The organism is Acidimicrobiales bacterium (assembly GCA_016794585.1).
Taxonomy (GTDB): domain Bacteria; phylum Actinomycetota; class Acidimicrobiia; order Acidimicrobiales; family DATDAH01; genus JAEUJM01.
The window spans coordinates 52913-76660 of record JAEUJM010000033.1; the positions used below are offsets into that span (position 1 = coordinate 52913).

The 23748-nt window shown below is 73.4% G+C and carries 25 protein-coding genes; 17 read left to right on the plus strand and 8 right to left on the minus strand.

All coding sequences use genetic code 11. The features are described 5' to 3' along the window. Window positions 1–9 precede the first annotated feature (9 nt). Entirely contained in the window at window positions 10–1272 is a 1263-nt protein-coding gene (locus JNK12_17625) for a SpoIIE family protein phosphatase (GenBank protein ID MBL8777766.1), read from the minus strand. 111 nt (window positions 1273–1383) lie between these two features. Then, on the minus strand, window positions 1384–1602 hold the full coding sequence (locus tag JNK12_17630) for a hypothetical protein (protein ID MBL8777767.1): 219 nt from the start codon (window positions 1600–1602) through the stop codon (window positions 1384–1386). Between the two features lie 353 nt (window positions 1603–1955). Here JNK12_17630 and JNK12_17635 point away from each other — a divergent pair, with 353 nt between their 5' ends. Both JNK12_17635 and JNK12_17640 read left to right on the plus strand, forming a co-directional pair. Next, entirely contained in the window at window positions 1956–2099 is a 144-nt protein-coding gene (locus JNK12_17635; GenBank protein ID MBL8777768.1) for a hypothetical protein, read from the plus strand. Window positions 2100–2131: 32 nt separating this feature from the next. Continuing rightward, entirely contained in the window at window positions 2132–2554 is a 423-nt protein-coding gene (locus JNK12_17640) for an ATP-binding protein (GenBank protein ID MBL8777769.1), read from the plus strand. Here the strand turns inward: JNK12_17640 and JNK12_17645 are convergent. From JNK12_17645 to JNK12_17660, 4 genes are all read right to left on the minus strand, one after another. Further along, window positions 2551–3276, minus strand: a complete 726-nt coding sequence (locus JNK12_17645) for a class I SAM-dependent methyltransferase (protein MBL8777770.1) — start codon at window positions 3274–3276, stop codon at window positions 2551–2553. The two genes, JNK12_17640 and JNK12_17645, sit on opposite strands and share 4 nt — an antisense overlap. Before the next feature lie 38 nt (window positions 3277–3314). Continuing rightward, entirely contained in the window at window positions 3315–4001 is a 687-nt protein-coding gene (locus JNK12_17650; protein MBL8777771.1) for a GGDEF domain-containing protein, read from the minus strand. A gap of 161 nt (window positions 4002–4162) precedes the next feature. Further along, window positions 4163–5359, minus strand: a complete 1197-nt coding sequence (locus JNK12_17655) for an acetyl-CoA acetyltransferase (protein ID MBL8777772.1) — start codon at window positions 5357–5359, stop codon at window positions 4163–4165. Beyond that, on the minus strand, window positions 5356–6804 hold the full coding sequence (locus tag JNK12_17660; GenBank protein MBL8777773.1) for an OB-fold domain-containing protein: 1449 nt from the start codon (window positions 6802–6804) through the stop codon (window positions 5356–5358). The genes JNK12_17655 and JNK12_17660 overlap by 4 nt, the downstream gene beginning before the upstream one ends. 85 nt (window positions 6805–6889) lie before the next feature. Between JNK12_17660 and JNK12_17665 the strand changes: the two genes are divergently transcribed. From JNK12_17665 to JNK12_17730, 14 genes are all read left to right on the plus strand, one after another. Next, window positions 6890–7726 carry a hypothetical protein gene (locus JNK12_17665; GenBank protein MBL8777774.1) on the plus strand — a complete coding sequence of 279 codons (837 nt, stop codon included), beginning with the start codon at window positions 6890–6892 and terminating at the stop codon, window positions 7724–7726. Next, window positions 7723–9369 (plus strand): sulfatase, encoded by a 1647-nt coding sequence (locus JNK12_17670; protein ID MBL8777775.1) that lies wholly within the window; start codon window positions 7723–7725, stop codon window positions 9367–9369. Before JNK12_17665 ends, JNK12_17670 begins: the two co-directional genes overlap by 4 nt. Continuing rightward, window positions 9366–11507, plus strand: a complete 2142-nt coding sequence (locus JNK12_17675; protein ID MBL8777776.1) for a hypothetical protein — start codon at window positions 9366–9368, stop codon at window positions 11505–11507. The genes JNK12_17670 and JNK12_17675 overlap by 4 nt, the downstream gene beginning before the upstream one ends. 50 nt (window positions 11508–11557) lie before the next feature. Continuing rightward, on the plus strand, window positions 11558–12745 hold the full coding sequence (locus JNK12_17680; protein MBL8777777.1) for a CoA transferase: 1188 nt from the start codon (window positions 11558–11560) through the stop codon (window positions 12743–12745). Between the two features lie 148 nt (window positions 12746–12893). Further along, entirely contained in the window at window positions 12894–13271 is a 378-nt protein-coding gene (locus JNK12_17685; protein MBL8777778.1) for a cytochrome c, read from the plus strand. A 45-nt stretch (window positions 13272–13316) separates the two neighbouring features. Next, a complete protein-coding gene (locus tag JNK12_17690) occupies window positions 13317–13895 on the plus strand; it encodes a hypothetical protein (protein MBL8777779.1) in 579 nt (192 codons plus the stop codon). A gap of 86 nt (window positions 13896–13981) precedes the next feature. Next, window positions 13982–14581, plus strand: a complete 600-nt coding sequence (locus JNK12_17695) for a hypothetical protein (GenBank protein ID MBL8777780.1) — start codon at window positions 13982–13984, stop codon at window positions 14579–14581. Between the two features lie 182 nt (window positions 14582–14763). Continuing rightward, complete coding sequence (locus JNK12_17700; GenBank protein ID MBL8777781.1) at window positions 14764–15942, plus strand: acyl-CoA dehydrogenase family protein; 1179 nt, start codon at window positions 14764–14766, stop codon at window positions 15940–15942. Window positions 15943–16084: 142 nt separating this feature from the next. Then, window positions 16085–17245, plus strand: a complete 1161-nt coding sequence (locus JNK12_17705; protein ID MBL8777782.1) for a CoA transferase — start codon at window positions 16085–16087, stop codon at window positions 17243–17245. Further along, window positions 17242–17787, plus strand: coding sequence for a MaoC family dehydratase N-terminal domain-containing protein (locus JNK12_17710; protein MBL8777783.1), 546 nt, complete (start codon window positions 17242–17244; stop codon window positions 17785–17787). The genes JNK12_17705 and JNK12_17710 overlap by 4 nt, the downstream gene beginning before the upstream one ends. Continuing rightward, window positions 17787–18299, plus strand: a complete 513-nt coding sequence (locus JNK12_17715; GenBank protein ID MBL8777784.1) for a hypothetical protein — start codon at window positions 17787–17789, stop codon at window positions 18297–18299. Before JNK12_17710 ends, JNK12_17715 begins: the two co-directional genes overlap by 1 nt. 1 nt (window position 18300) lies before the next feature. Next, window positions 18301–19413 (plus strand): acyl-CoA/acyl-ACP dehydrogenase, encoded by a 1113-nt coding sequence (locus JNK12_17720; GenBank protein MBL8777785.1) that lies wholly within the window; start codon window positions 18301–18303, stop codon window positions 19411–19413. A 130-nt stretch (window positions 19414–19543) separates the two neighbouring features. Then, window positions 19544–20422, plus strand: a complete 879-nt coding sequence (locus tag JNK12_17725) for a GGDEF domain-containing protein (protein MBL8777786.1) — start codon at window positions 19544–19546, stop codon at window positions 20420–20422. 96 nt (window positions 20423–20518) lie between these two features. Next, the gene (locus tag JNK12_17730; GenBank protein ID MBL8777787.1) at window positions 20519–21208 is read left to right on the plus strand and encodes an alpha/beta fold hydrolase; all 690 of its coding nucleotides are present in this window, start codon (window positions 20519–20521) and stop codon (window positions 21206–21208) included. 41 nt (window positions 21209–21249) lie between these two features. Here JNK12_17730 and JNK12_17735 read toward each other — a convergent pair whose 3' ends face one another. Together JNK12_17735 and JNK12_17740 are read right to left on the minus strand one after the other, a co-directional pair. Beyond that, window positions 21250–22197: a hypothetical protein gene (locus JNK12_17735; protein ID MBL8777788.1), complete on the minus strand. Its 948-nt coding sequence runs from the start codon at window positions 22195–22197 to the stop codon at window positions 21250–21252. Window positions 22198–22209: 12 nt separating this feature from the next. Continuing rightward, on the minus strand, window positions 22210–22623 hold the full coding sequence (locus tag JNK12_17740; protein ID MBL8777789.1) for a nuclear transport factor 2 family protein: 414 nt from the start codon (window positions 22621–22623) through the stop codon (window positions 22210–22212). A gap of 142 nt (window positions 22624–22765) precedes the next feature. Here JNK12_17740 and JNK12_17745 point away from each other — a divergent pair, with 142 nt between their 5' ends. Then, complete coding sequence (locus tag JNK12_17745; GenBank protein MBL8777790.1) at window positions 22766–23569, plus strand: DUF3097 family protein; 804 nt, start codon at window positions 22766–22768, stop codon at window positions 23567–23569. The last annotated feature ends 179 nt before the right edge of the window (window positions 23570–23748 follow it).

Here is a 23748-nt window from a genome sequence, read left to right on the forward strand (position 1 = left end):
GGGAGGGGATCAGGCGGCGGCGGTCCGCCGGACCAGCAGCTGGCAGACGTCGTCGCGGCCTTCGTGGCCCCCGTCGAGTCGGGACACGAGCCGCTCGCACATTCCTTCCACCGGGTCGCCGCCGGCACCGGCCAGCAGATCGGCGACGAGGGTGATCCCGTCGTCGAGATGACCTCCTCGGCGCTCGACGAGGCCGTCGGAGTACAGCAGCACCCCACCGGACGGATCGAGGCGCCGGACGGTCTCGCCGTACGTGGCGCCCGGCTGGAAACCCAGGAGCGGGCCGCGGGCGTCGGGTTCCTCGACCGCGGTGGCCGAGCCCTCGCGGAAGAAGATCGGGGGTGGGTGCCCGGCGACGGCCCACCGGAAGTCGCCGGTGGGGAGATCCAGGAGCCCGTAGAGGACGGTGGCGAAGTCGCCCGTCTCGAGGCGGTAGAGGTAGTGGTTGAGGCGTCCGAGGACGTGACCCGGTGCCGGGTCCTCGAAGATGAAGGCACGCTTGGCGTTGCGGAGCTGCGCCATCAGGGCCGCGGCGCTCAGGCCGTGCCCGGAGACGTCCCCGACGGCCAGCGCGAGCGTGCGGTCGTCGAGGCGGAAGGCGTCGAACCAGTCGCCACCGACGGCGAGGTCGGGGGTCGCGGGCGTGTACGAGGCGTCGAGCTCGAAGCCGTCCACGACGGGCAGCTCCTGGGGGAGCATCGCCTCCTGCAGGGCGTCCACGATGCGGGACGCCCGGAGGCGCTGCAGCTCGCTGACGTAGAGCTCGGCGCGGGTGGCGTCGAGCTCGGCCCGGGCCCGTGCGTCGGCCTCGACCTTCAGACGGGCCTGCACGGCGAGGTCCCGCTCGCGCAGGGCCGCCTCCATGCGGGTGATGAGCAGACCGATGGCGCCCGCGGCGACGATGAACCCCAACATCCCCCCCAGGTCGTCCCCTCCGAGGGGACCGAAGGTGTGGACCGGGGTGACGAGCGTGTACCAGATGCCCACCACGCAGGCGACGAGGGTCACCGCCAAGGCGCCGACCCCCCCGACGAGGGCGGCGACGGCCACCATCACGAGGTACCACGCCGCCGGGCGGTACGTCCCCGGGGTGTCGGTGGTGGACAGGGCCAGGGTGAGCAGCAGGGTGCCAGCCAGGCCGACGAACATCCCGGCGATGCGCCGGCGCCCCCAGCGGACGCTCGCCATCATGGGAAGCACCTGACGGCGGCCCGTCGACCCGGATCGCCGGGACGGGGTGCCGTCGCTGTCCGACTCGAAGGACTCCGCCACTCGCACGATGGTAGTGACGTCGTCCCACCCTTGGCCCTGCTCGTCGCCCGGTGCCGGGCCCTGCTCGTCGCCCGGTGGGTCACGCTGCGCCGCCCGGTGGCATCGTGGGGATCAGGCGACGGCGAGCGGCGCCGGCTCGGTCTCCGGCGAGGGCTCGGGGGAAGGATCGGGGACGATGGGCGCCGGCTCCGGGTTGGGGTTGGGGTCCGGGATGACGGGCGCGGGCTCGGGGTTCGGGTTGGGGTCCGGGATGATGGTCGTGGGCTCTGGCTCCGACGGGGGGTCGGGCAGCACGGTGGCGGTGGGGTGGCGGAGAGAGGACGGGGCCATTGGGGGCCTCCGGGCGTCGAGGGTCGAGGTCAGGGACGCAGCGCCACCAAAACGCCGAGACCGCCAGCGCTCTCAAGGGACGGGACCACTGGGCGGTAGCGGTCCCGCCCCCTGACAACGCTGGCGGCCTCCGGCGGGTGGTGGAGCCGTACTGCTCCATTCGTACCCGCCGACCCAGAGCCTAGAACCCGCGGCGGGGATTTTCCCACGATGGGGTCCCTTGGCCCCGGCCGGGCACGTTCGGGGCACATTCGGACGGGCCTCCCGGGCTCGAGGTTCTGAGGCCCGTACCCGTGGGTAGAGCAGCGTCCACATCCGAACGTCCCGTGTCGGGTGAAGGAGCGGAAATCCTCATGTACTTCCTTCTGTGGCTCTTGGCGGTCATCCTCGTGGTGGCCGGCGTCGTCGCCATCGTGAGGCGCCAGGTGCTGTACGGCGTCGTGCTGATCATCGTCGGTCTGTTGGTCGGCCCTGGCGGTGCGAGCATCTTCACGTGAGCCACTAGCGGCGGCCCGGCGGTACGACGGCGATGACCACGCGCGCGGCGACGGTCGAGCTCACCCCTGCGCCACAGAGCGCAGGGCTGGCTCGACGCTTCGTCCGCGAGCAGGTCCGCGCCTGGGGCGTGGAGACCGACGAGGACGACGTCGCCTTGATGGTGAGCGAGTTGGTCACCAACGTGGGCCTCCACGCCCGGACGGAGGCGCTGGTGAGTGTGTCGGTGCGTGACGGCTGCCTGCGGGTCGAGGTCACCGATCGGAGCGACCAGCCGGTGGAGGTTCGGCCCCACGCGCTGGGCGCCGAGACGGGCCGGGGCCTGCGCATCGTCGACGCCCTCGCCGCAGACTGGGGGGTGCAGCAGGTGGCCACAGGGAAGACCGTCTGGTTCGAGGTGCCCGCCCTTGCGGCGGCGCCGGAGACGATGGCGGCGGACGGTGCCGCCGAGGGCTAGATCCCCTCTTTGCGGGCGCGGAGGATGAGGGTGGGCGGGACCCAGCGCATGAGCTCGTTCCATTGCGGGCCCCGGGGGCCTGTGGTGGCCGCGGCCGGCTCGAGCAGGCCGTCCAGGCGGAACTTCGCGCGGTGCATCGCGGTGAAGGCGTCGCTCGGAGGGTGGGTCCGGCGGGCTTCGTCCCCTTCGAGACCTCCGGCGCCGCCGTTCGTCGCGGCACCGTCGATCCCGGCGTAAGGGCGCGCCAGCGCGACGGGGTCACCCGGGAGGCGCGGTGCCTCGGCCTGGTCGAGCATGGCGTAGGCGGGGTGGGGCAGCGAGAGCACGAGCGCGCCGCCGGCCTTGAGCACCCGATGGACCTGGCGGAAGACGCGGTTGAGGTCGTCGACGCCGGCAAGGGTGTAGATGCTGAGCACGAGGTCGAACGAGTCCCCCGACAGGAAGGCCAGCCCGGCCAGGTCCGCCTGGCGGAACTCGGCCTTGGCCTCGGCCTGCTCCGCGGCGGCCCGGCCCCGCTCGATCTTGGCCTGGTCGGGGTCGACGGCCACGACCTTGGCGCCTTGCTGGGCGAGGGCGATGCAGGCCGAGGGGCTGTGCAGCCCGAGGACGAGGACCCGCTTGTCGGCCATGGTGCCGAGGAGGCGCAGGTCGTCCTCGGTGGGGATCTCGGGGCCGTAGCGCACGACCTCGCGCGGGGGAGGGGGATCGGACGCGGGGGCCATGCCCCGCATTCTGGCCGATGGCCGCCCCGTTCCGGGGGTTACGGCTCGATGGGCAGGAGGACGGCGGGGCGGCCGGCGCGCTTCGAGCGGTACAGGTCGGCGTCGGCCCGGTCCAGGGCGCGGTAGGGGTCCTCGTCGGGGAGGCAGGCACCCACGCCGGCCGAGAACGCGATCAACGGCTCGGTCTCCGCCCAGCATCGCGACAGGCGCTCGACGATGTCCCGGGCGGCGGTTTCGTCGCATCCCCGCAGCACGAGCGCGAACTCGTCGCCGCCGAAGCGGCTGATGCAGTCGCGCTCACGGCAGGTGCGGCGCAGGCAGTCGGCCATCGCCACCAGCACGTCGTCGCCCACCGGGTGGCCGAAGCGGTCGTTGACGGACTTGAAGCCGTCGAGGTCGATCATCACGACCGTGTCGCCGTGCTGCGCGGCGTGCAGCGCCCGGGTGAAGCTGCGGCGGTTGGCCAGCCCGGTCAGCGGCTCGCTCTCGGCCTCGGCGGCGAGACGGGTGCGCTCGCGCAGGCGCTCGACCACGAGCGCCGCCTCCTCGGCGATCAGCGACCGGGTGTCCTCGCTGAAGCGCTCGAGACGGGGGTCCTCGAGGGCCCGGTTGGCCTCGACCACCGTCGGGGCGCGCAGGAGGCGGCGGGTCACGTCGAGGAGCACCTCGACGTCGTCGTCACGACCCCCGAAGGGCCACACGCCCTGCAGTCGCTCCCAGTTCACGTCCGGTTCTTCGGCACGCCACGGCGCCGACCTGCGCGCGATGAACCGAACGGCTCAGGTGGCGGGCCGATCGGCCCAGACCGACCAGTCGGTCAGCTGCCGCGGTCGCGCCCGACCGGTCGGTCCGACGGAGCGCCGGAGCCGCGACGAGCTCGGTCGCCTCAGCCGAGCTCGGGGCCGAGGACGGAGGCGAAGCAGAGCATCTCGCCGGGGTAGCCGCCGAGGTTCTGGACGAGGCCCAGCTTGCGGTCCTGCACCGTCGTGATCTGGCGCTCGGGCGGCGCCTCGCCCCGGAACTGGAGCCAGTGCTCGAAGTGCATGCGCAGTCCCGAGGCGCCGACGGGGTGGCCGAAGCTCTTCAGGCCGCCGTCGGGGTTGACGGGCAGGTCGCCGTGGAGCTCGAAGGTGCCGGCGAGCTCCTCCTTCCAGGCGGTGCCGCGGTCGCAGAAGCCGAGGTCCTCCATGAGGACGAGCTCGGTGGGGGTGAAGCAGTCGTGCACCTCGGCCATCGCGATCTGGGCGCGGGGGTCGGTGACGCCGGCCTGGGCGTACGCGTCGGTGACGGCCTGCACCACCTCGGGGAAGGTCGTGTAGTCGTAGTCGGGGTCGGCGTTGCCGCTGCCGTTGCCGGCCACGAACGACAGCGCCTTCACGTAGAGCGGCTTGTCGGTGTAGCGGTGGGCGTCCTCGGCCCGCACCACGATCGCGGCGGCGGCACCGTCGGCCACGCCGGCGCAGTCGAACAGGCCGAGGCGACCGGCGACCGCAGGGGAGTTGCAGATGGTCTCCATCGAGACCTCGCGACGGAACTGGGCGCGGGGGTTGCGGGCGCCGTTGTAGTGGTTCTTCGCGGCGATGCGGGCCAGCACCTCGCGCAGGTCGGCCTCGCTGACGCCGTACTTGTCACCGTAGGCGGGAGCCACGAGGCTGAACATCGCGGCCGCGGTGAGGGTGCGCTGGGTCCCGTCGGTGGGGATGGGTGGGGCGTTGAGGCCCTGGTACCCGCCGTCCTTCACCTTCTCGACGCCGATGGCCATGGCCGAGTCGTAGGCGCCCGACGCCACCGCGTAGCAGGCGTTGCGCAGCGCCTCGGACCCGGTGGCGCAGTAGTTCTCGAGGCGGGTGACCGGCTTGGCCTTCAGCTTGAGGGCCTGGGAAAGGGCGATGCCGCTCATGGCGGTGGTGGCCGTCCCGAACCAGTAGGCGTCCACCTCGTCGGTGGTGAGGCCGGCGCCCCCGAGGGCCTGGCCGGCGGCGTCGATGATGAGGTCGTCGGCGCTGCGGTCCCAGTGCTCGCCGAAGTCCGTGCACCCCATGGCCACGATGGCCACCCGGTCCTTGATCCCGTGCGAGCTCACGAGGAGGCCCCCTTGCCTGCGGCGCCGTCCCGGATGGGGCGGGCCTTCCAGAAGTAGTTGTGGACGCCGTCGCTGGTGGTGAGGCGGCGGAAGGTCATCTCGACGCGGTCGCCGATGGCCAGCGTGGACGCATCCACGTCGGTGAGCTCGACCGGGAACCGGCCCCCACCGTCGAAGTCCACCACCGCGAACACGATGGGCGGGCTGGGCGAGTAGGCCAGGTGATCGATGGTGAAGGTGACGATGGTGGCCGCGACGTCGGCCATCGGCGCCGGCGTGCCCTCGTCGAGGGTGCCGTCGGCGTAGGAGATCCGGGCCGGGGGCAGGCTCAGCGCCCCCGAGGGGTCGCGCGAGCCCACGAAGCCGAACTTCCACTCGCCGCGCCGAGCCGAGGGCGGGGCCGCCGCCCGTTGGGGCTCCGGCCGGTTCGGCGGCTGCACCGCCACCTCCCCCCGCCACGAGAGGAAGGTGCCGTAGGCCACGGGGGCGCCGGCGGCGACCTGTGCGGCCACCGATCGGGCGGGGGCCCACGCGCCGAGCGCCTCGGTGGCGCGGAAGACGAAGACGTCGGCACCGTCGGCCAGCGAGATGAGGGCCAGCCGCTGGCCGGGCTCGGCGGTCTCGAGCAGGGCGGTGAGCGCGAGGCCGGCGGCGGCGGCGCCCGTGGCGCCGATGGTGGCCGAGAAGTCGTCGACGATGGCGGTCTCGCCGACGCCCAACTTGCGGGCGACCGCCTTGTTGGCCCGGCCGTGCGTGCCGACGACGGCCACGCGGTCCACCTGCTCGGCGCTCACGCCGGCGTCCTTCAGGGCGAGGTCCCAGGCGTCGCGGCCCAACGGGACGTAGACGGACTCGCCGAAGCGCTCCTCCCAGGTCTTCGAGTTGGCCGCCCCCGGCGTACGCCAGCGGTCGAGGAACTCCTCGGTGAGCGACGCCCCGCCGAGGTGCTCGGCCAGGACCGTGGCGCCGGCCTGGTCCGGGTCGTCGGTCCCGTCGCCCACCACCAGGGCCGCGCCGGCGTCGCCGCCGGCGGCCTCGTCCGCGCTGGTGGGTGCCCCGGAGCGGAGGTCGGCGCTGGCCACGAGGGTGGTCCCGCCGCCGCGGAGTGCGGCGGCGAGGGCGCCCGTGGCCGACCGGCTCGAGCCGAGGGCGTCGAACGCGGGCACCGTGCGGTCGAGGCGGAGGGCGGCGTGGATGGCGGTGGCGTTGGTCTTGTCGAGGTACGGCGGGGAGGTGGTGGCGAACCACAGCGCGTCCGGCTCCGCCGCGGGCGCGCCCCGCAGGGCCAGGCGGGCGGCCTCGACCGCGAGTGTGGTGGCGTCCTCGTCGTAGGACGCGACCGTCCGCTGGCCACGGCCTCCACCCTTGCCGAAGGTGGCCCGGATCTCGGCCCGGTCGAGGCGGCGGTAGGGCACGTAGGCGGCGGCGCTGAGGATCCCTCGCATCGCGCCGGAGTGTACGAGCGGGCCCGCCGGAGCGGCGAACCCCCGCGCCCCCGAGCGGTGGCAGGGGTCGATAACGTCGGCCGACGTGTCCAAGGTGCTCGTGGCGGGCGTCGCCCTCGTGGCCCTCCTCGGCCTCGTCGGCTGCTCTTCCGGGGCCGACGAGTCGACCGACGCGACGGACGCGGCCGACGCGACGGACTCGACCGACGAGGCCGTCGGGGACGCGGCCGCGGCACCCGAGTGCGGCGCCGCCATCGAGCCGCCCACGCTGGGCGAGGACCTGGAGGCGGTGGCCGAGCAGGTCGCCGCCGAGGCGGGGCTCGCGGACGGCCCGGGCCACGACGACTACGACGACTACGAGGTGCGCTGCGACAACGTCGGTGCCGTCACCGCGGGCGTCCCGACCGCGTGGGATCAGCAGTCGCCGGCCGCCGACGGGGTGCCCCAGGCGGGGTTCACCGCCGGCCCCGACCTCGAGGGCCGGGTGGAGGCGTCACCGGTCGTGGGGATCGGCGCCCTGCGCTTCGTGGGAGACCCGCCCACGGCCGAGTTCGTCAACACCAACAACGCGGAGGGTTCGCTCGAGAACGGCGCCCGAACCCTGCCCCGCCGGGGCGACTCGGTCGCGGACGGGTGCACGCCACTGGACGCCCTTCCCTTCACCGTGCCTAGGGCCGCCGCCGGTGGCCCGCTCCGCGGCGAGGTGCAGCCCTACGTCGACTGCGACGGCGACGCCCGGGTCTGGCTCCTCGCCGCGGGGTTCCCCGAGGACGGCTCCCAGTACCAGGTCCAGCTCATCGGCCAGGCGCTGGACCGGGCCGACCTCGACGCCCTGCTCCGGGTGCTGGTCTCGTCGACCACCCGGGCCGACCACGTGCCGCCGCAGGAGCTGCCGCCGCTTCCCGCCGTGGCCGTCTCGTGAGGCCTCGTTCGGGCCTGGTCCCCACGTCGGTCGTCGCCGCCGTCGCGTCGTTGCTCGTGGCGGCGACCCTTGCGGCCTGTTCCGGCTCGGGCTCGGAGGGAGGCACCGAGGAGGGCGGCGCCGATCGGCCCAACATCGTGTTCATCGTCGCCGACGACATGGCCGTGTCCGACCTCGTGGCCATGCCCGAGCTCCAGCGCTGGATGGGCGAGGAGGGGACGGCGTTCGAGCGGTTCTACGTCAGCGTGTCGCTCTGCTGCCCGTCGCGCACGACGATGCTGCGGGGCCAGTACGCCCACAACACCGGCGTCGAGAGCAACGAGGGGACCAACGGCGGCTTCCCCGTGGTCTACGAGCGCGACCTCGAGACCTCGACCATCGCCACCTGGCTCGAGGCCGAGGGCTACCGCACCGGCCTGTTCGGCAAGTACCTGAACCTCTACCCGAACGGGGTGTCGCCGAGCTACGTGCCGCCGGGGTGGGGGACGTGGTTCAGCCCGGTGGGGACCTCCGAGGCCGGGTTCGACTACCTCGTGAACGACGACGGGCGACTGGTCGCCTTCGGTGACGAGCCCGAGGACTACGCACCCGCGGTCTACGTCGACCGGGTGGCGGCGCTGGCCGAGCAGGCCGAAGCGGCCGACGAACCCTTCTTCGCTTGGCTGGCGGTCGACGCCCCCCACGAGCCGGCCGCCCCCGCGCCCCAGGACGTGGGCGCTCACGACGACGAGGTCGCACCGCGGGGCGAGGCCTTCGATCGCGTGGACCCGTCGGCGCCGGCGTGGGTGCGCGACCTCCCGCCCCTCACCGAGGCGCAGCTCGAGGAGATCGACGACCGCCACCGGGACCGCCTCGCGTCGCTGCGATCGCTGGACCGCGAGCTGGCCCGCCTCGCCGACCTGCTCGACGAGCGCGGCCAGCTCGACGACACGTACGTGGTCTTCACCTCCGACAACGGGTTCCACCTCGGCCAGCACCGGCTGAAGGCGGGCAAGCAGTCCGCCTACGAAGAGGACGTGCGGGTGCCGTTCCTGGTCCGGGGCCCCGGGGTGGCGCAGGGCGCGGTCTCGGAAGCGCTCGTGGCCAACGTCGACGTCGCGCCGACGTTCGCCGCGCTCGCCGGTGCGGAGGCGCCGGACTTCGTGGACGGCCGCTCGCTGGTCGGACTCTGGCACGGCGACGCCGAAGCCGACGCCGGATCGGGCCGGACGGCCGTGCTGCTCGAGCACTGGCCGCCGGTCGGCCAGGACTTCAGCGAGTTCCTCGCCCAGGAAGCGAGCAGCTCGGTCGGGACGCCCGCCGCGGCGGCTGCCCCTGGCTCGACCGGGGGGAGCGAGGGAAGCAGCGAGGGAAGCAACGAGAGCGAGGGGGGCGGCGGCGACGGGAACGGTGACGCGCCCGTCCGGCGCGAGGGCCCGGCACCGTACGAGTACGTGGGCGTGCGCACCGATCGCTACACCTACGTCGAGTACGTCACGGGCGAGATCGAGCTCTACGACAACGTCACCGACCCTGCCCAGATCCGCAACATCGCCGCCTCCGCCGACCCGGCGCTCCTCGAGCGCCTGGCTGCACTGGTGGACGAGCTCGAGGGCTGCGCCGGCGAGTCCTGCCGGTCGGCCGAGGCGGTGGAGATCCCGTGAGACGTCCCGGGTCCTTCGCCGTCGCGCTCGCCATCGCGGCCGCGGGCCTGGTCACAGCGGTGGCCGCGGTCGTCGGGGTGGCGGCGGCGGACGCGGATGGCGCCGGGTCGCCGGAGGTGGCCTCCTCGCCGCTCGATCTGCCGGCGCCGGGGGACGGCCCGCTCGCGGTGGTGGGCACCGTCGAGGTGGCCGCCGGGCCGGCGGCCACGGTCGAGGCCTTCGGCGCGGCGTGGGTCGCCCACCCCGATGCCGGTGCGGTGACCCGGCTCACCCGTGACGAGCAGCGCCGCGTCGACCTCGGCGGGGGCCCCACCGCGTTCGCCGTCGCCGAGGACGCCGTGTGGGTCGCCCTCCGCGACGACGACCGGATCGTCCGGCTCGACCCGGAGGACGCCTCGGTGGTCGACGAGGTCGACGTCGGGGCGGCGCCGGTCGCGTTGCTCGCCGCCGCCGGGTCGATCTGGGTGAGCAACGCCGACGACGGCACCGTGTCGCGCGTCGACGCCGAGAGCGGTGCGCTCGTCGCCACGGTCGAGGTGGGCCGGACCCCGGGGGCGTTGGCCGCCGCCGGCGACGGGGTCTGGGTGGCGGTGCGGGGCGAGGGCGCCGTGGCCCGCATCGACGTGGGCTCGAGCGAGGTCACCTCGGTGGTCGCCGTGGGGGACTCGCCCGAGGACCTCGAGGTGGCCGGCGGAGCGCTCTGGGTGGCGCTGTTCGGCGACGGGGCGGGCGAGGTCGCCCGGATCGACCTCGGGACCGACGGCGCCGAGGGTGAGGGCGAGGATGTCGGCGGCAGGCGAGCGCCCGAGGTCACCGAGCGGACCGAGGTCGGCGGCGGCCCCGTCGCGCTGCTCGCCGACGACGGCCGGCTCTACGTCGCCAGCGTGCTGGGTGGCTACGTGTCGCGCCTGGACCCGGTCACCGGTCTGATCGAGGCCGTCCTGCCCGCCGGGGAACGGCCCGTCGCCCTCGCTGCCGCGGGGGGTGCGGTGTGGGCGGCCGACAGCAGCGGCGGCGTCGTCGTGCGGGTGGAGCCCGGGGCGACCTGGGGAGCGCCCACCATGGTCGAGGTGGGACGGGGCCCCGCCGCCCTCGTCGGCGCCGACGGCCTGCTCTGGGTGGCCGACGCCCGAGGTGCGACGGTGGCCGTGGTGGACCCGACGGCGCCGTCCGCATCGACGACGACCGTCGAGGTGGGCGACACCCCGGTCGCCGTGGCCCGCACCGACGACGCCGTGTGGGTGGCGAACTACGGCGACGACCGGGTCACGCGCCTGAGCGCCGACGGACGTGAGGTGGTGGGCGACACCGAGGTGGGCCGGGCGCCGGCGGCGCTGGCCGTCGCGGAGGACGCCGTGTGGGTGGCGAACTACGACGACGACGACGTGTACCGCCTCGACGCCGAGACGGGGCAGCCGACCGCAGAGGTCAACGTCGGCGACGGCCCCGTGGCCCTCGCCGTCGCCGACGGATCGGTGTGGGTGGCCGACAGCCTGTCGGCCACGGTGACGCGCGTCGACGGTGGGTCCGCGACGGTCACGGCCACCGTGGCGGTGGCCGACGGTCCGGTCGCGGTCGCCGGCGGGCCCAGCGGGATCTGGGTGGTCAGCTACAGCGGTACCGTCTCGCGCATCGACCCCGTCACCGCCTCCGTGACCGCCACCACCGTCGTGGGTGGCCAGCCCCTCGGCCTCGCCGTCACCGACGACGCCGTGTGGGTGACCGATCGTCGGGAGGGACGGGTGTTGCGCATCGACCCGGCCACCGCCGCCGTCGCTGCGACCGTGACGGCCGGGGCCGACCCGGTGGCCGTGGCGGCCGGCACCGACGCGGTGTGGGTCGTGGACCGCGGCAACGGTGCCGTTCTGCGCATCGACCCCGCCACCGACCGCACGACCCGGTTCCCGGTCGGCAAGGTGCCCACCGCGATCGCCGTCGACGCCGACCTCGTGTGGGTGACCAACGGGGCGGGCGCGGGCGTGACCACCGTCGACGCCCGCACCGGCGCCATCGCCACCACGCCGACGGGAGCGGCCCCGGCCGCCCTCGTGGCCTTCGACGGGCGCGCCGTCGTCGCCGACAGCGGTGGCGGCACAGTCAGCGTCGTCGGGCCCTTCTCCCCGGGCGGTCGGCCGTGAGCGCGGCGCAGGGCCCGTTGGCGGGGGTGCGGGTCCTCGCCGCCGAGCAGATGCAGGCGCTCCCCTTCGCCACCCAGCTGCTCGCCCGCCTCGGCGCGGATGTCGTGAAGGTCGAGCACCCCACGCAAGGCGAGTCGGGACGGGGAGCGCACCCCGCCATGGCCGACCCCGAGGGTCGCCCGGTGGGCGCCACCTTCCTGCGCAACAACCTGGGGAAGCGCAGCGTGGGCATCGACCTCAAGGCGCCCGAGGGTCGGGCCCTCTTCCTCGATCTCGTGCCCCACTTCGACGTGGTGGCCGAGAACTTCAAGGCGGGCACCATGGACCGCCTCGGCCTTTCCTATGCCGAGGTGGCCGAGCGCCATCCCGGCATCGTCTACGTGTCGGTGTCGGGCTTCGGCAACGCCGCGTCGCCCGAGGGGGCGCACAGCCCGTACCGCGAGTGGCCCGCCTACGCCTCGGTGGTCGAGGCCATGTCGGGGGTGTACGAGTGGGCCCGGCGCCCGGGCGAGCCGCCCCGTCCCAACCCCGTCGGCGCCCTCGGCGACATCAGCTCGGCGCTCTTCGCGGTGATCGGCGTGCTCGCCGCGCTCCGCGAGCGCGACCGCACCGGCCTCGGGCAGCAGGTCGACGTCGCCATGCTCGACTCGCTGCTGGCCATGACCGACGTCGTCACCAACATGTGGTCGCTCGGCGTGCGTCCCGACAACCCGATGCAGCTCATCCTGGAGGCCTTCGCGGCGTCGGACGGGTACGTGGTCGTCCAGGTCGTCCGCGAGCACCAGTTCGAGCGCCTGGCCGAGCTGATCGGCCACCCCGAATGGGTCGCCGACCCCCGCTTCGCCACCCGGGCGGGATGGGTGGCCCACCTGGACGACACCATCCGGCCCGCGCTCGAGGCCTGGCTCGCCGACCGCACCCGGGCCGAGGCCACCGCCGAGCTCAGCGCCGCCGGCATCGCCGCCGGCATCTGCGCCACCGCCCCCGAGGTGATCGCCGACGAGCACGTCGCGGTCCGCCACATGCTGGTGCGGATGGAGCGCACCGACGGTGTGGCCGAGCCGGTCCTCGTCCCGGGCAATCCCGTGAAGATGTCCCGCCTGGCCGACCCGCCCGAGGCGCCCGGCACCCGGGTGCCGTGGGTGGGGGAGCACACCGCATCGGTCCTGCGCGACGAACTGGGCCTCGACGACGCCGCGGTGGCCCGCCTCCGCGACGCCGGGGTGATCACGCCGTGAGCCATCGCCCGGGACCGGCTGGGCGGGGGCGGACCCGGAGGAGCGTCGCTCTGAGAGGAGTCCCTGCGAGAGGCGCCGCTCCGAGAGGCGCCCTCGGGAGCGTCACCTTGGGAAGGGCCGTCCGGGGCCGGGCCGGTGGGACTGGCAGGTGAGCCCGCAGCGCCGTGACGAGCCCGACCGATCGTGGGTGGTGTGGGCCGTCGTGGGCGCGGTCACGCTGGCGGCCTGCGTGCTGGTCGTCGTCCTGATCGGCGGCGGGGCCGATTCGCCGGGCGAGCCGACCGCGGAAGAGGTCGACGGCGCCGCGCTTTACGAGCAGCACTGCGCCAACTGCCACGCCGTCGACGGCGCCGGCGCCATCGGCCCGCAGCTCGGCAACGGCCGGGTGGTCGAGCGCTTCCCCGACGTCGAGGACGAGATCGCGGTGATCGACACCGGGCGGGTGGATCTGGGCATGCCGCCGTTCGGCCAGACCCTCACCGAGGAGCAGATCGAGGCCGTGGCGCAGTACACGCGCCGGCTCTGAGCCCTAACATCGCCGCCCGACAGCCATGGATCGAAGGGGACCGGGATGCGGCGTGTGATGATCGGCTTGGCGGTGGGCGCATTGGCGTTGGCACTTGCGGCACCGGGGGCCTCGGCGGCACCCCCTCGTGAGGACGCCATCGGCGACGTGACCCAGCCGAAGGGCGACATCGTCACCGGCACCTACTCGGCCAACTTCACCGACATCTTCCTCACCGGTTTCAAGGCCCGGGTGACGCTCCGCCAGGGCACCAACCCCCTCACCACGGGGGCGTGGCGCACCGCTTCCACCGGCGTCACCGTGCAACTCGACACCGATCCCGGCCACACCGGCCCCGAGCGATCGGTGCGCCTGCACACCGTCCTCGACGGCCCCGCCTTCGTTGCCGACGTGACCGATCTGACCACCTTCGTCCCCACCTTCGTGGTGTGCGCCGCCACCGCGACCTTCACGGCGCCGAACATCTACAAGGTGCAGCTCGGGGCCGACTGCCTGCCCGGCGAGCAGACCCAGGTGAGGGCGCGGTTCCGCATGCGTTGGGACACCCCGCCGTCGGGCGGCGTGGTGAGCCTCGACAAGTCGCCCGACGTGGGGTGGGGCTCGTTGCTCCAGGCCGCGACCTGAGGTCGTCGACCAGAGTTACAACTTGACGTAGATTGTCGCATCTGCCACTCTGAGGTCGTTCCGACGACCCCTGAGAGGTATCCCAGATGAGACGAGCCCTCGCCGTCGCCGCCCTCGTGGCGATCGCCTTCGGCTTCACCTTCTCGCCCTCGGCGGCCGTGTCCGCCACCGACCCCACGGGTGACGCCGTCCGTCCGCAGGGCGACATCGGCCGCTACGTGGTGCGCCACGACTCGGCCACGGACCGCTACGTCGTCAAGGTCACCGTGGCCCGCGGGGTGAACCCCGTCACCACGAAGTCCTGGCGGGGCACCAACACCGAGATCCGCATCTACTGGGACACCAGCCCGCTCCCCGGCGACGAGTTCCGCACCGACCTGCACACCGTCGGGAGCCCGGCGGTCTTCACGGGCGAGACGGTGGCCAACCTGCCCCTCGACGTCCTCGCCGATCTCGGCCTCGGGCTGCCGTCGGGCCTGGACTGCACCGCCACGGCCCCGACCGGCACCGGGGGGACGATCCAGTACCTCGCCCCCAGCACCTACAAGGTGCGGGTCCCGGCCTCGTGCCTACCCGGCGCCACCGCGGTGTCGGCCCGGATCGAGATGACCTTCGACCCCCGCCCCGCCGGCGGCACGGACACCGACTCGGCACCGAACAGCGGCTACGTGGACCTGCCCTCCTGACCTCCTGATCGTGTCGGGTGGGGGCGTGTTCCGCCCCGCGCCCCCACCCGATGCCCTGATCGGCGCCCGGTCCCCCTACCGCCCAGGGGGGCCGGGCGTCGTCGCGCCGGGGCCGGCGTTGACCGGTCGCCACGCGGCTCCGTAGGCTCGGATCTGACGACCCGTCAGATTGCGGAGCCTCCATGGATTTCGAGTTCAGCGACGAGCAGCAGGCCTTCGTGAAGGAGGTCGAGGCATTCCTCGACGCCCACGACGACCCGGACATCTTCGACGTGACCCGGGAGAACATGGCCCAGATCGTCGACACCCCGAAGCGCCGGGCCTTCATGGCCGAGGTGGGTGAGCAGGGCTGGCTCGGCATCACCTGGCCCGAGGAGTACGGCGGCCAGGACGGCGAGGGCGTCTACGAGTACCTGCTGAACGAGCAGCTCGCCGGCCGGGGCGGTCCCCAGATCGGCAAGGGCGTCGGCATCATCGGCAAGACCCTCATCCACCACGGGTCGGACAAGTTGAAGGCCGAGTTCCTCCCCAAGATCCTGCGCAACGAGGTCGAGTTCGCGGTCGGCTACAGCGAGCCCGACGCCGGCTCCGACGCCGCATCCATGAAGCTCAAGGCCACCAAGGACGGCGACGGCTGGCGCCTCAACGGCCAGAAGGTCTGGACCACCTCGGCCCACTTCGCCGAGTGGTACTGGCTCGGCGCCCGCACCGACCCCGACGACAAGCACGGCGGCATCACCCTCTTCCTCGTCCCCCTCGACCAGCCCGGCATCACCATCAAGGGCATGTGGACCATGGGCGACGAGCGCACCAACGAGGTGTTCATCGACGACGTGTTCGTCCACGACGACTACGTCGTGGGTGAGGTCGGCAAGGGCTTCCAGTACATCTCGCAGGCGCTCGACCTCGAGCGCTTCACCATGTTCACGTTCTCGCCCATCAAGCAGCGCCTCGACCTGCTCGTCGAGTACGTGCGCACCACGGTGCGTGACGGCGTGCCCCTCAAGGACGACCCGGTCATCCGCCGGCGCATCGCCCGCCTGGTGGCCGACGCCGAGACCGCCCGCGTCCTCGGCCTGCGCTTCGTGGCCGCGTCGATGAAGGGCGGCGCCCCGCCGACCACCCACGCCTCGCAGTACAAGCTCTTCGCCACCGAGCTGTCGGTGCGCCTCGCCAACGAGGCCATGGACATCGCCGGCCCCGGCAGCGCCCTGCGGGTGCACACCGAGGAGGCCCCCATGAAGGGCCGCTCGGAGTCGACCTACCGCTACACGGTGATCGACACCATCGGCGGCGGCACCTCCGAGGTGCAGAAGAACATCATCGCCCGCCGCAAGCTCGGCCTCCCGAAGAACTTCTAGTGGACTTCGTCCCCGCCCGTCGCTCCGCCCAGTGCGTGCGGCTCGACCCCGTGCGCCGCGAAGGTGGGGCGGGGACGAAGCCCGTTGACCCCACGCTCGACCGGGAGGGTGTGCTGCCGGGTCGCACCGTGGTCCTGACACCATGCTGACCAACGTCACGGTGCTCGACCTGTCCACCGTCGGGCCCGCAGCGCGCGCGGCGCGGATGTTGGCTGACTACGGGGCCCGGGTCATCAAGGTGGGGGCGCCCGCGGCGGCGGGGGGCGTGCAGATCGAGCCGCCGTTCTTCGCCTACGGCGGGCACCGGGGCATGGAGCGGGTGCGCCTCGACCTGAAGTCCGACGACGGGAAGGCGCACTTCCTGCGCCTCGCCGCCGACGCCGACGTGGTCATCGAGAGCTTCCGGCCCGGCGTGGTCGACCGCCTCGGCGTGGGCTACGAGGCGGTCAAGGCGGTGAACCCCGGCGTCGTCTACTGCGCCACCAGCGGCTACGGGCAGACAGGACCCAAGTCCCAGTGGGCGGGCCACGACGTGAACTACCTGGCCGCCGGCGGCTACTTCGCCTGCGCCGGCCGGGGCTCTTCTCCCGCTCTGGAGGGCCGCTCGGGCCGCTGGGACGGCGAGCTCACCCTGCCGGGCGCCACCGTGGCCGACATCGCCGCGGGCGGCATGCAGGCGGTGATCGCCATCCTCGCCGCGCTGGTCGGGCGGTCCGAGACCGGCGAGGGCACCTACCTCGACGTCTCGGTGGCCGACGGGGTGGTGGGCATGCTCGCCCTGCTCATCGACGAGCACCTCGCCACCGGCGTCGTGCCCGAGCCCGGCCACGACATCCTCACCGGCCGCTACGCCTGCTACGGCCTCTACCGCTGCGGCGACGGGAAGTGGCTCTCGGTGGGGGCGATCGAGCCGAAGTTCTACGCCAACCTCTGCCGGCTCCTCGGGTGCGAGCAGTGGACCGCCCACCAGTCCGACGACGCCGTGCAGGACCAGATCCGGGCCGACTTCGCCGCCGCCTTCGCCACCCGCTCCCGCGACGAGTGGGTCGCCGAGCTCGGCCCCGCCGACACCTGCGTGGCGCCGGTCAACGGCATCGACGAGGTGGTGGACGACGCCCAGGTCCTCGCCCGCGGCGACGTGGTCGAGGCCGTCCGCCCCAGCGGTGAGACGTTCCGCCAGGTGGCCGCGGTCTGGGCCGGCGCCCCCCGCCCGGACCGGGTGGAGGTCCGCGACCCCGGCTTCGACGACAGCGACGCCCTGCTCCACGAAGACGTCCCCCTCGAGGAAGGAGCGGTGCGATGAGCGACACCGCCACGAATCCTCCGGACACCCCGGAGCTGCCGCCTGCCGTCGCCGCCGTGGTCGGCGTCGAGCAGTACGAGACCGACGCCGGCTTCGACGCCGAGATGGGCTACGTCTGGACGTCCCTGGCCTCGGTGGAGAACGGCAACCCGCTGTTCTGGGATCCTGAGGTGGCGGACGAGCTGGCCGGGGGGCCCATCGCCCCGCCGTCGATGCTGTCGGTGTGGTTCCGCCCGCACCACTGGCAGCCGGGCGCCACCGAGAACCTCGTCCCCCTCCAGGTGCATTTCGACCTGAAGGAGGCCTTCGGGCTGCCCGAGGCGGTGATGACCGACAACACCATCACCTTCGGGGTGCCGGTGCGCCCGGGGGACCGCATCCGCAGCCGCCAGGTGCTGCGCTCGGTCAGCGGCCCGAAGACCACCAAGCTCGGCACCGGCCGCTTCTGGGTGATCGACGTGGAGTACCTCAACCAGCGCGACGAGGTGGTCGGGGTCGAGACCTACACCGGGTTCGGCTACAAGCGGGACGGAGCGGCCTGATGGGCTCCGTGGCCCCCACCCTCACGCTCGACCAGGTGCAGGTCGGCGCCGAGCTCCCGGAGCTGTCGGTCGACGTCACCGCCACCACCGTCGTGCTCGGCGCCATCGCCACCCGCGACTGGCGGCCGATGCACCACGACTACCACTTCGCCACCGAGCGCAACGGCACCAAGGACATCTTCCTCAACACCCCGAACCAGGCCGCCTGGTTCGAGCGCTACCTCACCGACTGGACCGGCCCGCACGGCCGCCTCGGCACCGTGACGTTCCGCATGAAGGACTCGATCTTCCCCGGCGACACCATGGTGTTCCGGGGGGTGGTCACCGAGGTGGGCACGGATCCCACCGGCTGCGGCTGGGTCGGCGTCGAGGTGACCCTCTCCGTCGCCGGCGAGGACGGCGACCGCACCATGACCACCGGCTCGGCGCGCCTCGCGCTGCCGGTCGGCCCCGACGACAACCCGTGGGCCCGGACGGGCCCCGCCTGGAACCCCCGAGACTGGAAGCCCTGACATGGATCTCGACTTCACCGAAGAGCAGGAGATGCTGCGCGAGATGGTGCGCGGCCTGTGCAACGACGTGGCCGGCCTCACCGTCGTCCGCGAGATGGAGGACGACCCGGTCGGCTACCCGCCCGCCTTCTGGCAGCAGCTGGCCGACCTGGACCTCCTCGGCCTGCTGATCCCCGAGGAGTACGGCGGCTCGGGCATGACCATGCTCGAGGGCGTCGTGGTCTACGAGGAGCTGGGTCGCTCGCTGGCGCCCTCGCCGCACTTCCCGAGCTGCGTGCTGTCGGCCGGCGCCTTGTTGGCCGCCGGGTCGGACGAGCAGAAGAACGCCCACCTCCCGATGATCGCCTCGGGGGGCTCGATCGTGGTCCCGGCGTGGCTCGAGCCCGAGAGCGGCTTCGGCCCGCTGGGCGTGCAGGCCCGCTGGGACGGCGACAGCCTCTCGGGTACGAAATGGCACGTGCCCTTCGCCGAGGCCGCCTCGTCGTTCCTCGTCCTCGCCCGCACCGGCGACGGCCCGACCGACATCGGCCTGTTCCTCGTCGACCGCGACGCCGACGGGGTCACCCTCTCCCAGCAGAAGACCATCGCGTCCTCCACCCAGTACGCCGTCACCTTCGAGACGGTCTCGGCCGAGCCCGTGGGCGACCTCACCGGCGGGTGGGCCACGTGGCACGACGTGATGCTCGACGGGGTCATCCTGCTCGCCGCGCAGGCCTCCGGTGGTGCCGAGCATGCCCTCGACATCACCGTGCAGTACTCGAAGGACCGCTTCCAGTTCGGCAAGCCCATCGGCGCCTTCCAGGCCATCTCCCACTACCTCGCCGACGCCGCCACCCGCGTCGACGGCGCCCGCACGGTCGTCTACGAGGCGGCGTGGGCCAAGTCGACCGGTCGTGACGTCAGCCGCCTGGCCCCCATGGCCAAGCTCGTGGCCTGCGACACCTTCCGCGACCTCACCGCGATGGCCCAGCAGGTCTGGGGCGGCGTCGGCTTCACCGTGGAGTACGACATCCAGCTGTACTTCCGCCGGGCCAAGCAGCTCCAGATCACCTGGTGGGACAGCCGCTACCTCGAGGACCTCATCAGCGCCTCGGTGCTGGACCAGCCGGCCTGATCCCCCGGATCGGGCCTTCCCGCCCGAACCTGACGTGATTGCGTCGTCGGGGCCTTCGGCCACGACGGAAACCGCGGGTTTCAGCGGCTCCGGCGACCAGTCCGTCGTCACGACCGCGTACTCTCGGGCCATGCCCTCGGCCCCGGCGGAGCCAGGACGGCGCACCCTGCGATGGGCGGACGCCGAGGTCGACCCGCAGGTCGCCTTCGCGCTGGCGGTGGCGCTCACCGTGCTCGTGGCCGTCGGGGACTACCTGTCGGGCCCGTACCTCGCCTTCGCCACCATCTACCTGGTGCCGGTCGCCATCGCCGGCTGGTTCGCCGGCCGGCGAGCAGCGCTGGTCGTCGCCGGGCTGGCCAGCGCCCTCGGGGTGCTGACCACTGCGGCCGACCTGGGCGCGATTCCCCCGGGCGTCAACCTGGCCAACGGCCTGCTGCGCTTCGCGCTCTACGGCTTCGTCGGCGTGATCCTCGCGGTCGCCCGGGCGGCCTTGCGCACCGTCGCCGAGCTCGCCACCACCGACCCGCTCACCGGTCTCGCCAACCGCCGCCAGTTCGAGGAACTGGCGAAGCGAGAATTGGCCAGGGCGCGGCGGGAGGGTCACCCGATCGCCGTCGTGTACGTCGACGTGGACGAGCTGAAGGCCCGCAACGAGGCCCTGGGCCACAGCGCCGGCGATGCCCTTCTGGGGTCGTTCGCCGACATCGCCCGATCCTCCCTGCGCAGCACCGATGTCCTCGCCCGGCTGGGGGGCGACGAGTTCGCGGCGCTGTTCCCCGGGAGCGACGGCCCGACGGCGGAGGCCGCCGTCGAGCGAGTGCGGGTGGCCCTCCGGGCCGCCACCGACCCACCCATCACCTTCAGCGCCGGCGTGGTGGCGGGGCCCGTCGGGGAGGGGGCCACGGTCCACGACCTGCTCCAGGCCGCCGACGCGGCCATGTTCGCAGCCAAGGCGGCGGGGAAGGACCGCACCGTGGCCGCGGCCCTCCCGGGCGCGACCAACTCCTGAGCCGCTGGCTCGGCCGTCACCCCACAACGCCCTCGATGGCGGCGGTCCGGCCCCGGCGGGCAGACTCGCGGTCGTCGGGAACCGGGAGGGATCACCATGGGACGCACGCGCCGCACACTCGCCATCGTCGGACTGCTCGCCGCCACGCTGGCGGCCAGCCTCGCGATGGGCGCACCGTCGCCGGCGGCGGCCCAGACCCCGCCGCCCGAGCCAATCGTGTTCGTGCACGGCTGGAGCTCGAGCCCGTCCACCTGGAACACCATGCGCAGCCGCTTCGTGGCCGCGGGCTTCCCGGCGAACCGCTTGTTCGCCTTCGGCTACAACACCGGCCAGTCGAACAAGACCTCGGCGGCGCAGCTCAACACCTACATCGACCAGGTCCGGGCCCAGACCGGCTCACCCGTCGTGGACGTGGTGGCGCACTCGCAGGGCGGCCTCGTCGCCCGGTGGTGCATGAAGGCCTCGGGCTGCAACGGCAAGGTGGACGACTGGGTGTCGCTGGCCGGCGCCAACCACGGCACCCTCGTGTCGTTGTGCTTCTGGTCGGCGGGGTGCCGCGAGATGTTCTACAACTCCGACTTCGTCAAGGCCCTGAACGCCACCGACGAGACCCCGGGCTCCGCCACCTACACCGCGCTGTGGTCCGACAAGGACGCCGTGATCCTGCCCAACGCTTCGGCGCAGCTGGCCAGCGGCGCCCGCAACATCCGGGTGCCTATCGGCCACAACGACTTCCCGGGCTCGCAGGCGGTGTTCAACACCATCCGCCCCATCGTCGTCGAGTAGGGGCGTCGAGGAGGGCCGGGCCGCGTTCCCCGAGGCGTTCCTCAGCCGGTGAAGGCCGGCTCGATGGCGACCGGTGTGGCCGGGGTTGGCACCGGCGGCGCCGGGGCCCCGCACGCCCCCTCCGGGATGTTGGACACGATGATCACCTCACCACGCCCCTCCGAGGGCGAGGTGGAGAAGGTCGCCCCCGGCACGGCGTAGCTGGACCCGCCCCCGCCGCCCGCACCGACGACGGAGGTCGTTCCCCCACCACCGCCTCCGCGCACGCCGCCGGCCCCACCGCCGCCCCCGGCGCCGGGCCCCGACGCGCCCGCGCCACCGTCGACGCCAACGGCGTCCTCGCCGGTTGATCCGCCGGTGCCGGCGTGGCCGCCCGTGCCCGCGACGTCGGTCCCGCCCTGGCCGCCGCCGGCGTCGCCGGAGTCCCGACCGTCGCGGCCGTCGGGTCCTCCGTCGCCGCCCCGACCGTCACGCGAACCGCCTCCTCCGCCGGCGCCACCGCCGGCGATCAGGAAGGGGATGCCGGTGGCCGCGTCGAGGACGGCCGTCCGTCCCCCGCCGCCACCGCCGTCGTTGAGGGTGGTCCCGGTGTCGTCGCCGCCCGGGGCGCCGCCGCCGTACCCGCCCTCTCCGGGCTGCCCGTTCTCGGCGTCGCCCCCACCGCCGCCGACGTCGATGGTGAGCACCTGGCCCGGGGTCACGTCGACCGTGACGATGATGTAGGCGGACTGACCGCCGTCAGCCGGCGGACGGCCCTGCGAGCCCGCACCACCCGAGCCGCCGATGGCGGACAGGTAGATCCGGCACTCGCCCTCGGGCACCACGAAGCGCTCGGGCGCTCCCGTGAAACCGAAGGTGGTCATGACCACCTCCTCGCCCGAGGGCGGCGGTGGCGGGGACTCCGCCGCACGGGTGGCGCCGGCCCGGGCGGGTACCGCAAGCACGGCGAGACCGGCGGCCAGCGTGGCGAGGGGGCGAGCGGCGCGCATCACCCGATCAACTCAACCGGCGTCCGGGGCGGGCTCGAAGCGCATGTCGTCGGGGGACCAGTAGGCCTTCATCGAGGCGAGGTGCTCGCCGTCGGCGGCCATCTTGTAGACCGTCACCGCGTCCACGATGGCCTTCGAGCCGTCCGGCAGCGTGGTGGTGATGGTGACGACGTTGGCGCACTCGTCACCCGACGGGTAGCGCTCGCGGAACTCGAACTCGATGTGGTTGCCGGCGATGGCGGCGTCGAAGAAGGCGCCGATGCCCTCCGGACCGACGTGGCCCTTGCCCTCGGGGTCGAACATCGACGGCCCCACCGGGTCGGCCACGACGCCGTCGGGCGCGAACAGCGCGATCCACCCCTCCTTGTCCTGCGCCTTCACGGCGGCCACGGACCGGTTCCCCATCTCCCACGCCTTGTTGGCCATGTCCCTCCTTCGTCGGGACGGCTTCGCCATCCGGTTCGTCGGCGCTGCTGCTCCGCTCCGCTCCGCAGCGTAGCCATGCTGCTTCGAGCGTTCGGTGGGCTGATGCCTGGGCCGCGGGTGGCTCGTCGGCCATAGTCGGGGGATGCCCTACGACCGGGACATCCTCGACGAGTACGCCGAGATGCGCGCCCCCACGAAGTACCCGGAGGTCGAGGCCACCGTCGGCCTGGTGGTGGAGGACCGGTCCTCGGGGTTCTGCGGGGACGTCGTCAATCTCTCGTCGGCGGCGGTCACGTTGCGGGGCCGCAGCGGCCATCTCCGCCACTTCGGCTGGGTCCGGGGCGGGTTCCTGCTCGAGGGCAAACCGGTCACGCTCGTGCCGCCCCGGCGCGAGGTCGCCGGTCCCACGCTCACCGCCAGCGGGTCGGTGGCCGCCACCGCGGCCAAGGCCCGGTCGGCCCGGGCCAGTCGAATATGGGTGGAAGGCCGCCACGACGCGGAGCTGCTCGAGCACGTCTGGGGCGATGACCTGCGCGAGCTCGGCATCGTGGTCGAGCCTCTCGGCGGCATCGACGACCTGGTGGCCGAGGTCGGTCGCTTCGGCCCCTCGCCCACCCGCCGCCTCGGCGTGCTGGTCGATCACCTCGTGGACGGCTCGAAGGAGGCTCGAATCGTGGCGGGGGTGCGTGACGACAACGTGCTCGTCACCGGCCACCCGTTCGTCGACGTGTGGGCGGGCATCCAGCCCCGGGTCATGGGTCGCACCGAGTGGCCCGACGTCCCCCGCGGCCAGGACTGGAAGACCGGCTTCGCCGCCGCCCTCGGCACCACCGTCGAGGGCTTCTGGCCGTCGCTACGCAACAAGGTGACGACCTACGCCGACCTTCGCCCCGAGCTCGTCGGCGCGGTCGAGCGCCTCCTCGACTTCGTCGAGCAGGGAGACTGACCCACCCCGCTCGTTCTGGTAGGTCGCGTGCAACACCTAGAGGCTGTCTCGTTAGGCCGCTGTGGTGGTGGGGGCGCGGGCAGTGCCCTGGCGGGTCATGCCCGGTGGGCGTGGAGGAGGGTGAGGTTGTGGCCGGTGAGGATGGTGAGCCACTCGGTTCGGACGGCGTCGATGCCTCG

What these genes read in the sequence shown, in the direction of transcription:
- JNK12_17630 (MBL8777767.1), bottom strand. Translation starts at nt 1,602, where the DNA reads ATGGCCCCGTCCTCTCTCCGCCACCCCACCGCCACCGTGCTGCCCGAC.
- JNK12_17635 (MBL8777768.1), top strand. Translation starts at nt 1,956, where the DNA reads ATGTACTTCCTTCTGTGGCTCTTGGCGGTCATCCTCGTGGTGGCCGGC.
- JNK12_17640 (MBL8777769.1), top strand. Translation starts at nt 2,132, where the DNA reads ATGACCACGCGCGCGGCGACGGTCGAGCTCACCCCTGCGCCACAGAGC.
- JNK12_17645 (MBL8777770.1), bottom strand. Translation starts at nt 3,276, where the DNA reads ATGGCCCCCGCGTCCGATCCCCCTCCCCCGCGCGAGGTCGTGCGCTAC.
- JNK12_17660 (MBL8777773.1), bottom strand. Translation starts at nt 6,804, where the DNA reads ATGCGAGGGATCCTCAGCGCCGCCGCCTACGTGCCCTACCGCCGCCTC.
- JNK12_17680 (MBL8777777.1), top strand. Translation starts at nt 11,558, where the DNA reads ATGCAGGCGCTCCCCTTCGCCACCCAGCTGCTCGCCCGCCTCGGCGCG.
- JNK12_17690 (MBL8777779.1), top strand. Translation starts at nt 13,317, where the DNA reads ATGCGGCGTGTGATGATCGGCTTGGCGGTGGGCGCATTGGCGTTGGCA.
- JNK12_17695 (MBL8777780.1), top strand. Translation starts at nt 13,982, where the DNA reads ATGAGACGAGCCCTCGCCGTCGCCGCCCTCGTGGCGATCGCCTTCGGC.
- JNK12_17700 (MBL8777781.1), top strand. Translation starts at nt 14,764, where the DNA reads ATGGATTTCGAGTTCAGCGACGAGCAGCAGGCCTTCGTGAAGGAGGTC.
- JNK12_17705 (MBL8777782.1), top strand. Translation starts at nt 16,085, where the DNA reads ATGCTGACCAACGTCACGGTGCTCGACCTGTCCACCGTCGGGCCCGCA.
- JNK12_17710 (MBL8777783.1), top strand. Translation starts at nt 17,242, where the DNA reads ATGAGCGACACCGCCACGAATCCTCCGGACACCCCGGAGCTGCCGCCT.
- JNK12_17715 (MBL8777784.1), top strand. Translation starts at nt 17,787, where the DNA reads ATGGGCTCCGTGGCCCCCACCCTCACGCTCGACCAGGTGCAGGTCGGC.
- JNK12_17720 (MBL8777785.1), top strand. Translation starts at nt 18,301, where the DNA reads ATGGATCTCGACTTCACCGAAGAGCAGGAGATGCTGCGCGAGATGGTG.
- JNK12_17725 (MBL8777786.1), top strand. Translation starts at nt 19,544, where the DNA reads ATGCCCTCGGCCCCGGCGGAGCCAGGACGGCGCACCCTGCGATGGGCG.
- JNK12_17730 (MBL8777787.1), top strand. Translation starts at nt 20,519, where the DNA reads ATGGGACGCACGCGCCGCACACTCGCCATCGTCGGACTGCTCGCCGCC.
- JNK12_17735 (MBL8777788.1), bottom strand. Translation starts at nt 22,197, where the DNA reads ATGCGCGCCGCTCGCCCCCTCGCCACGCTGGCCGCCGGTCTCGCCGTG.
- JNK12_17740 (MBL8777789.1), bottom strand. Translation starts at nt 22,623, where the DNA reads ATGGCCAACAAGGCGTGGGAGATGGGGAACCGGTCCGTGGCCGCCGTG.
- JNK12_17745 (MBL8777790.1), top strand. Translation starts at nt 22,766, where the DNA reads ATGCCCTACGACCGGGACATCCTCGACGAGTACGCCGAGATGCGCGCC.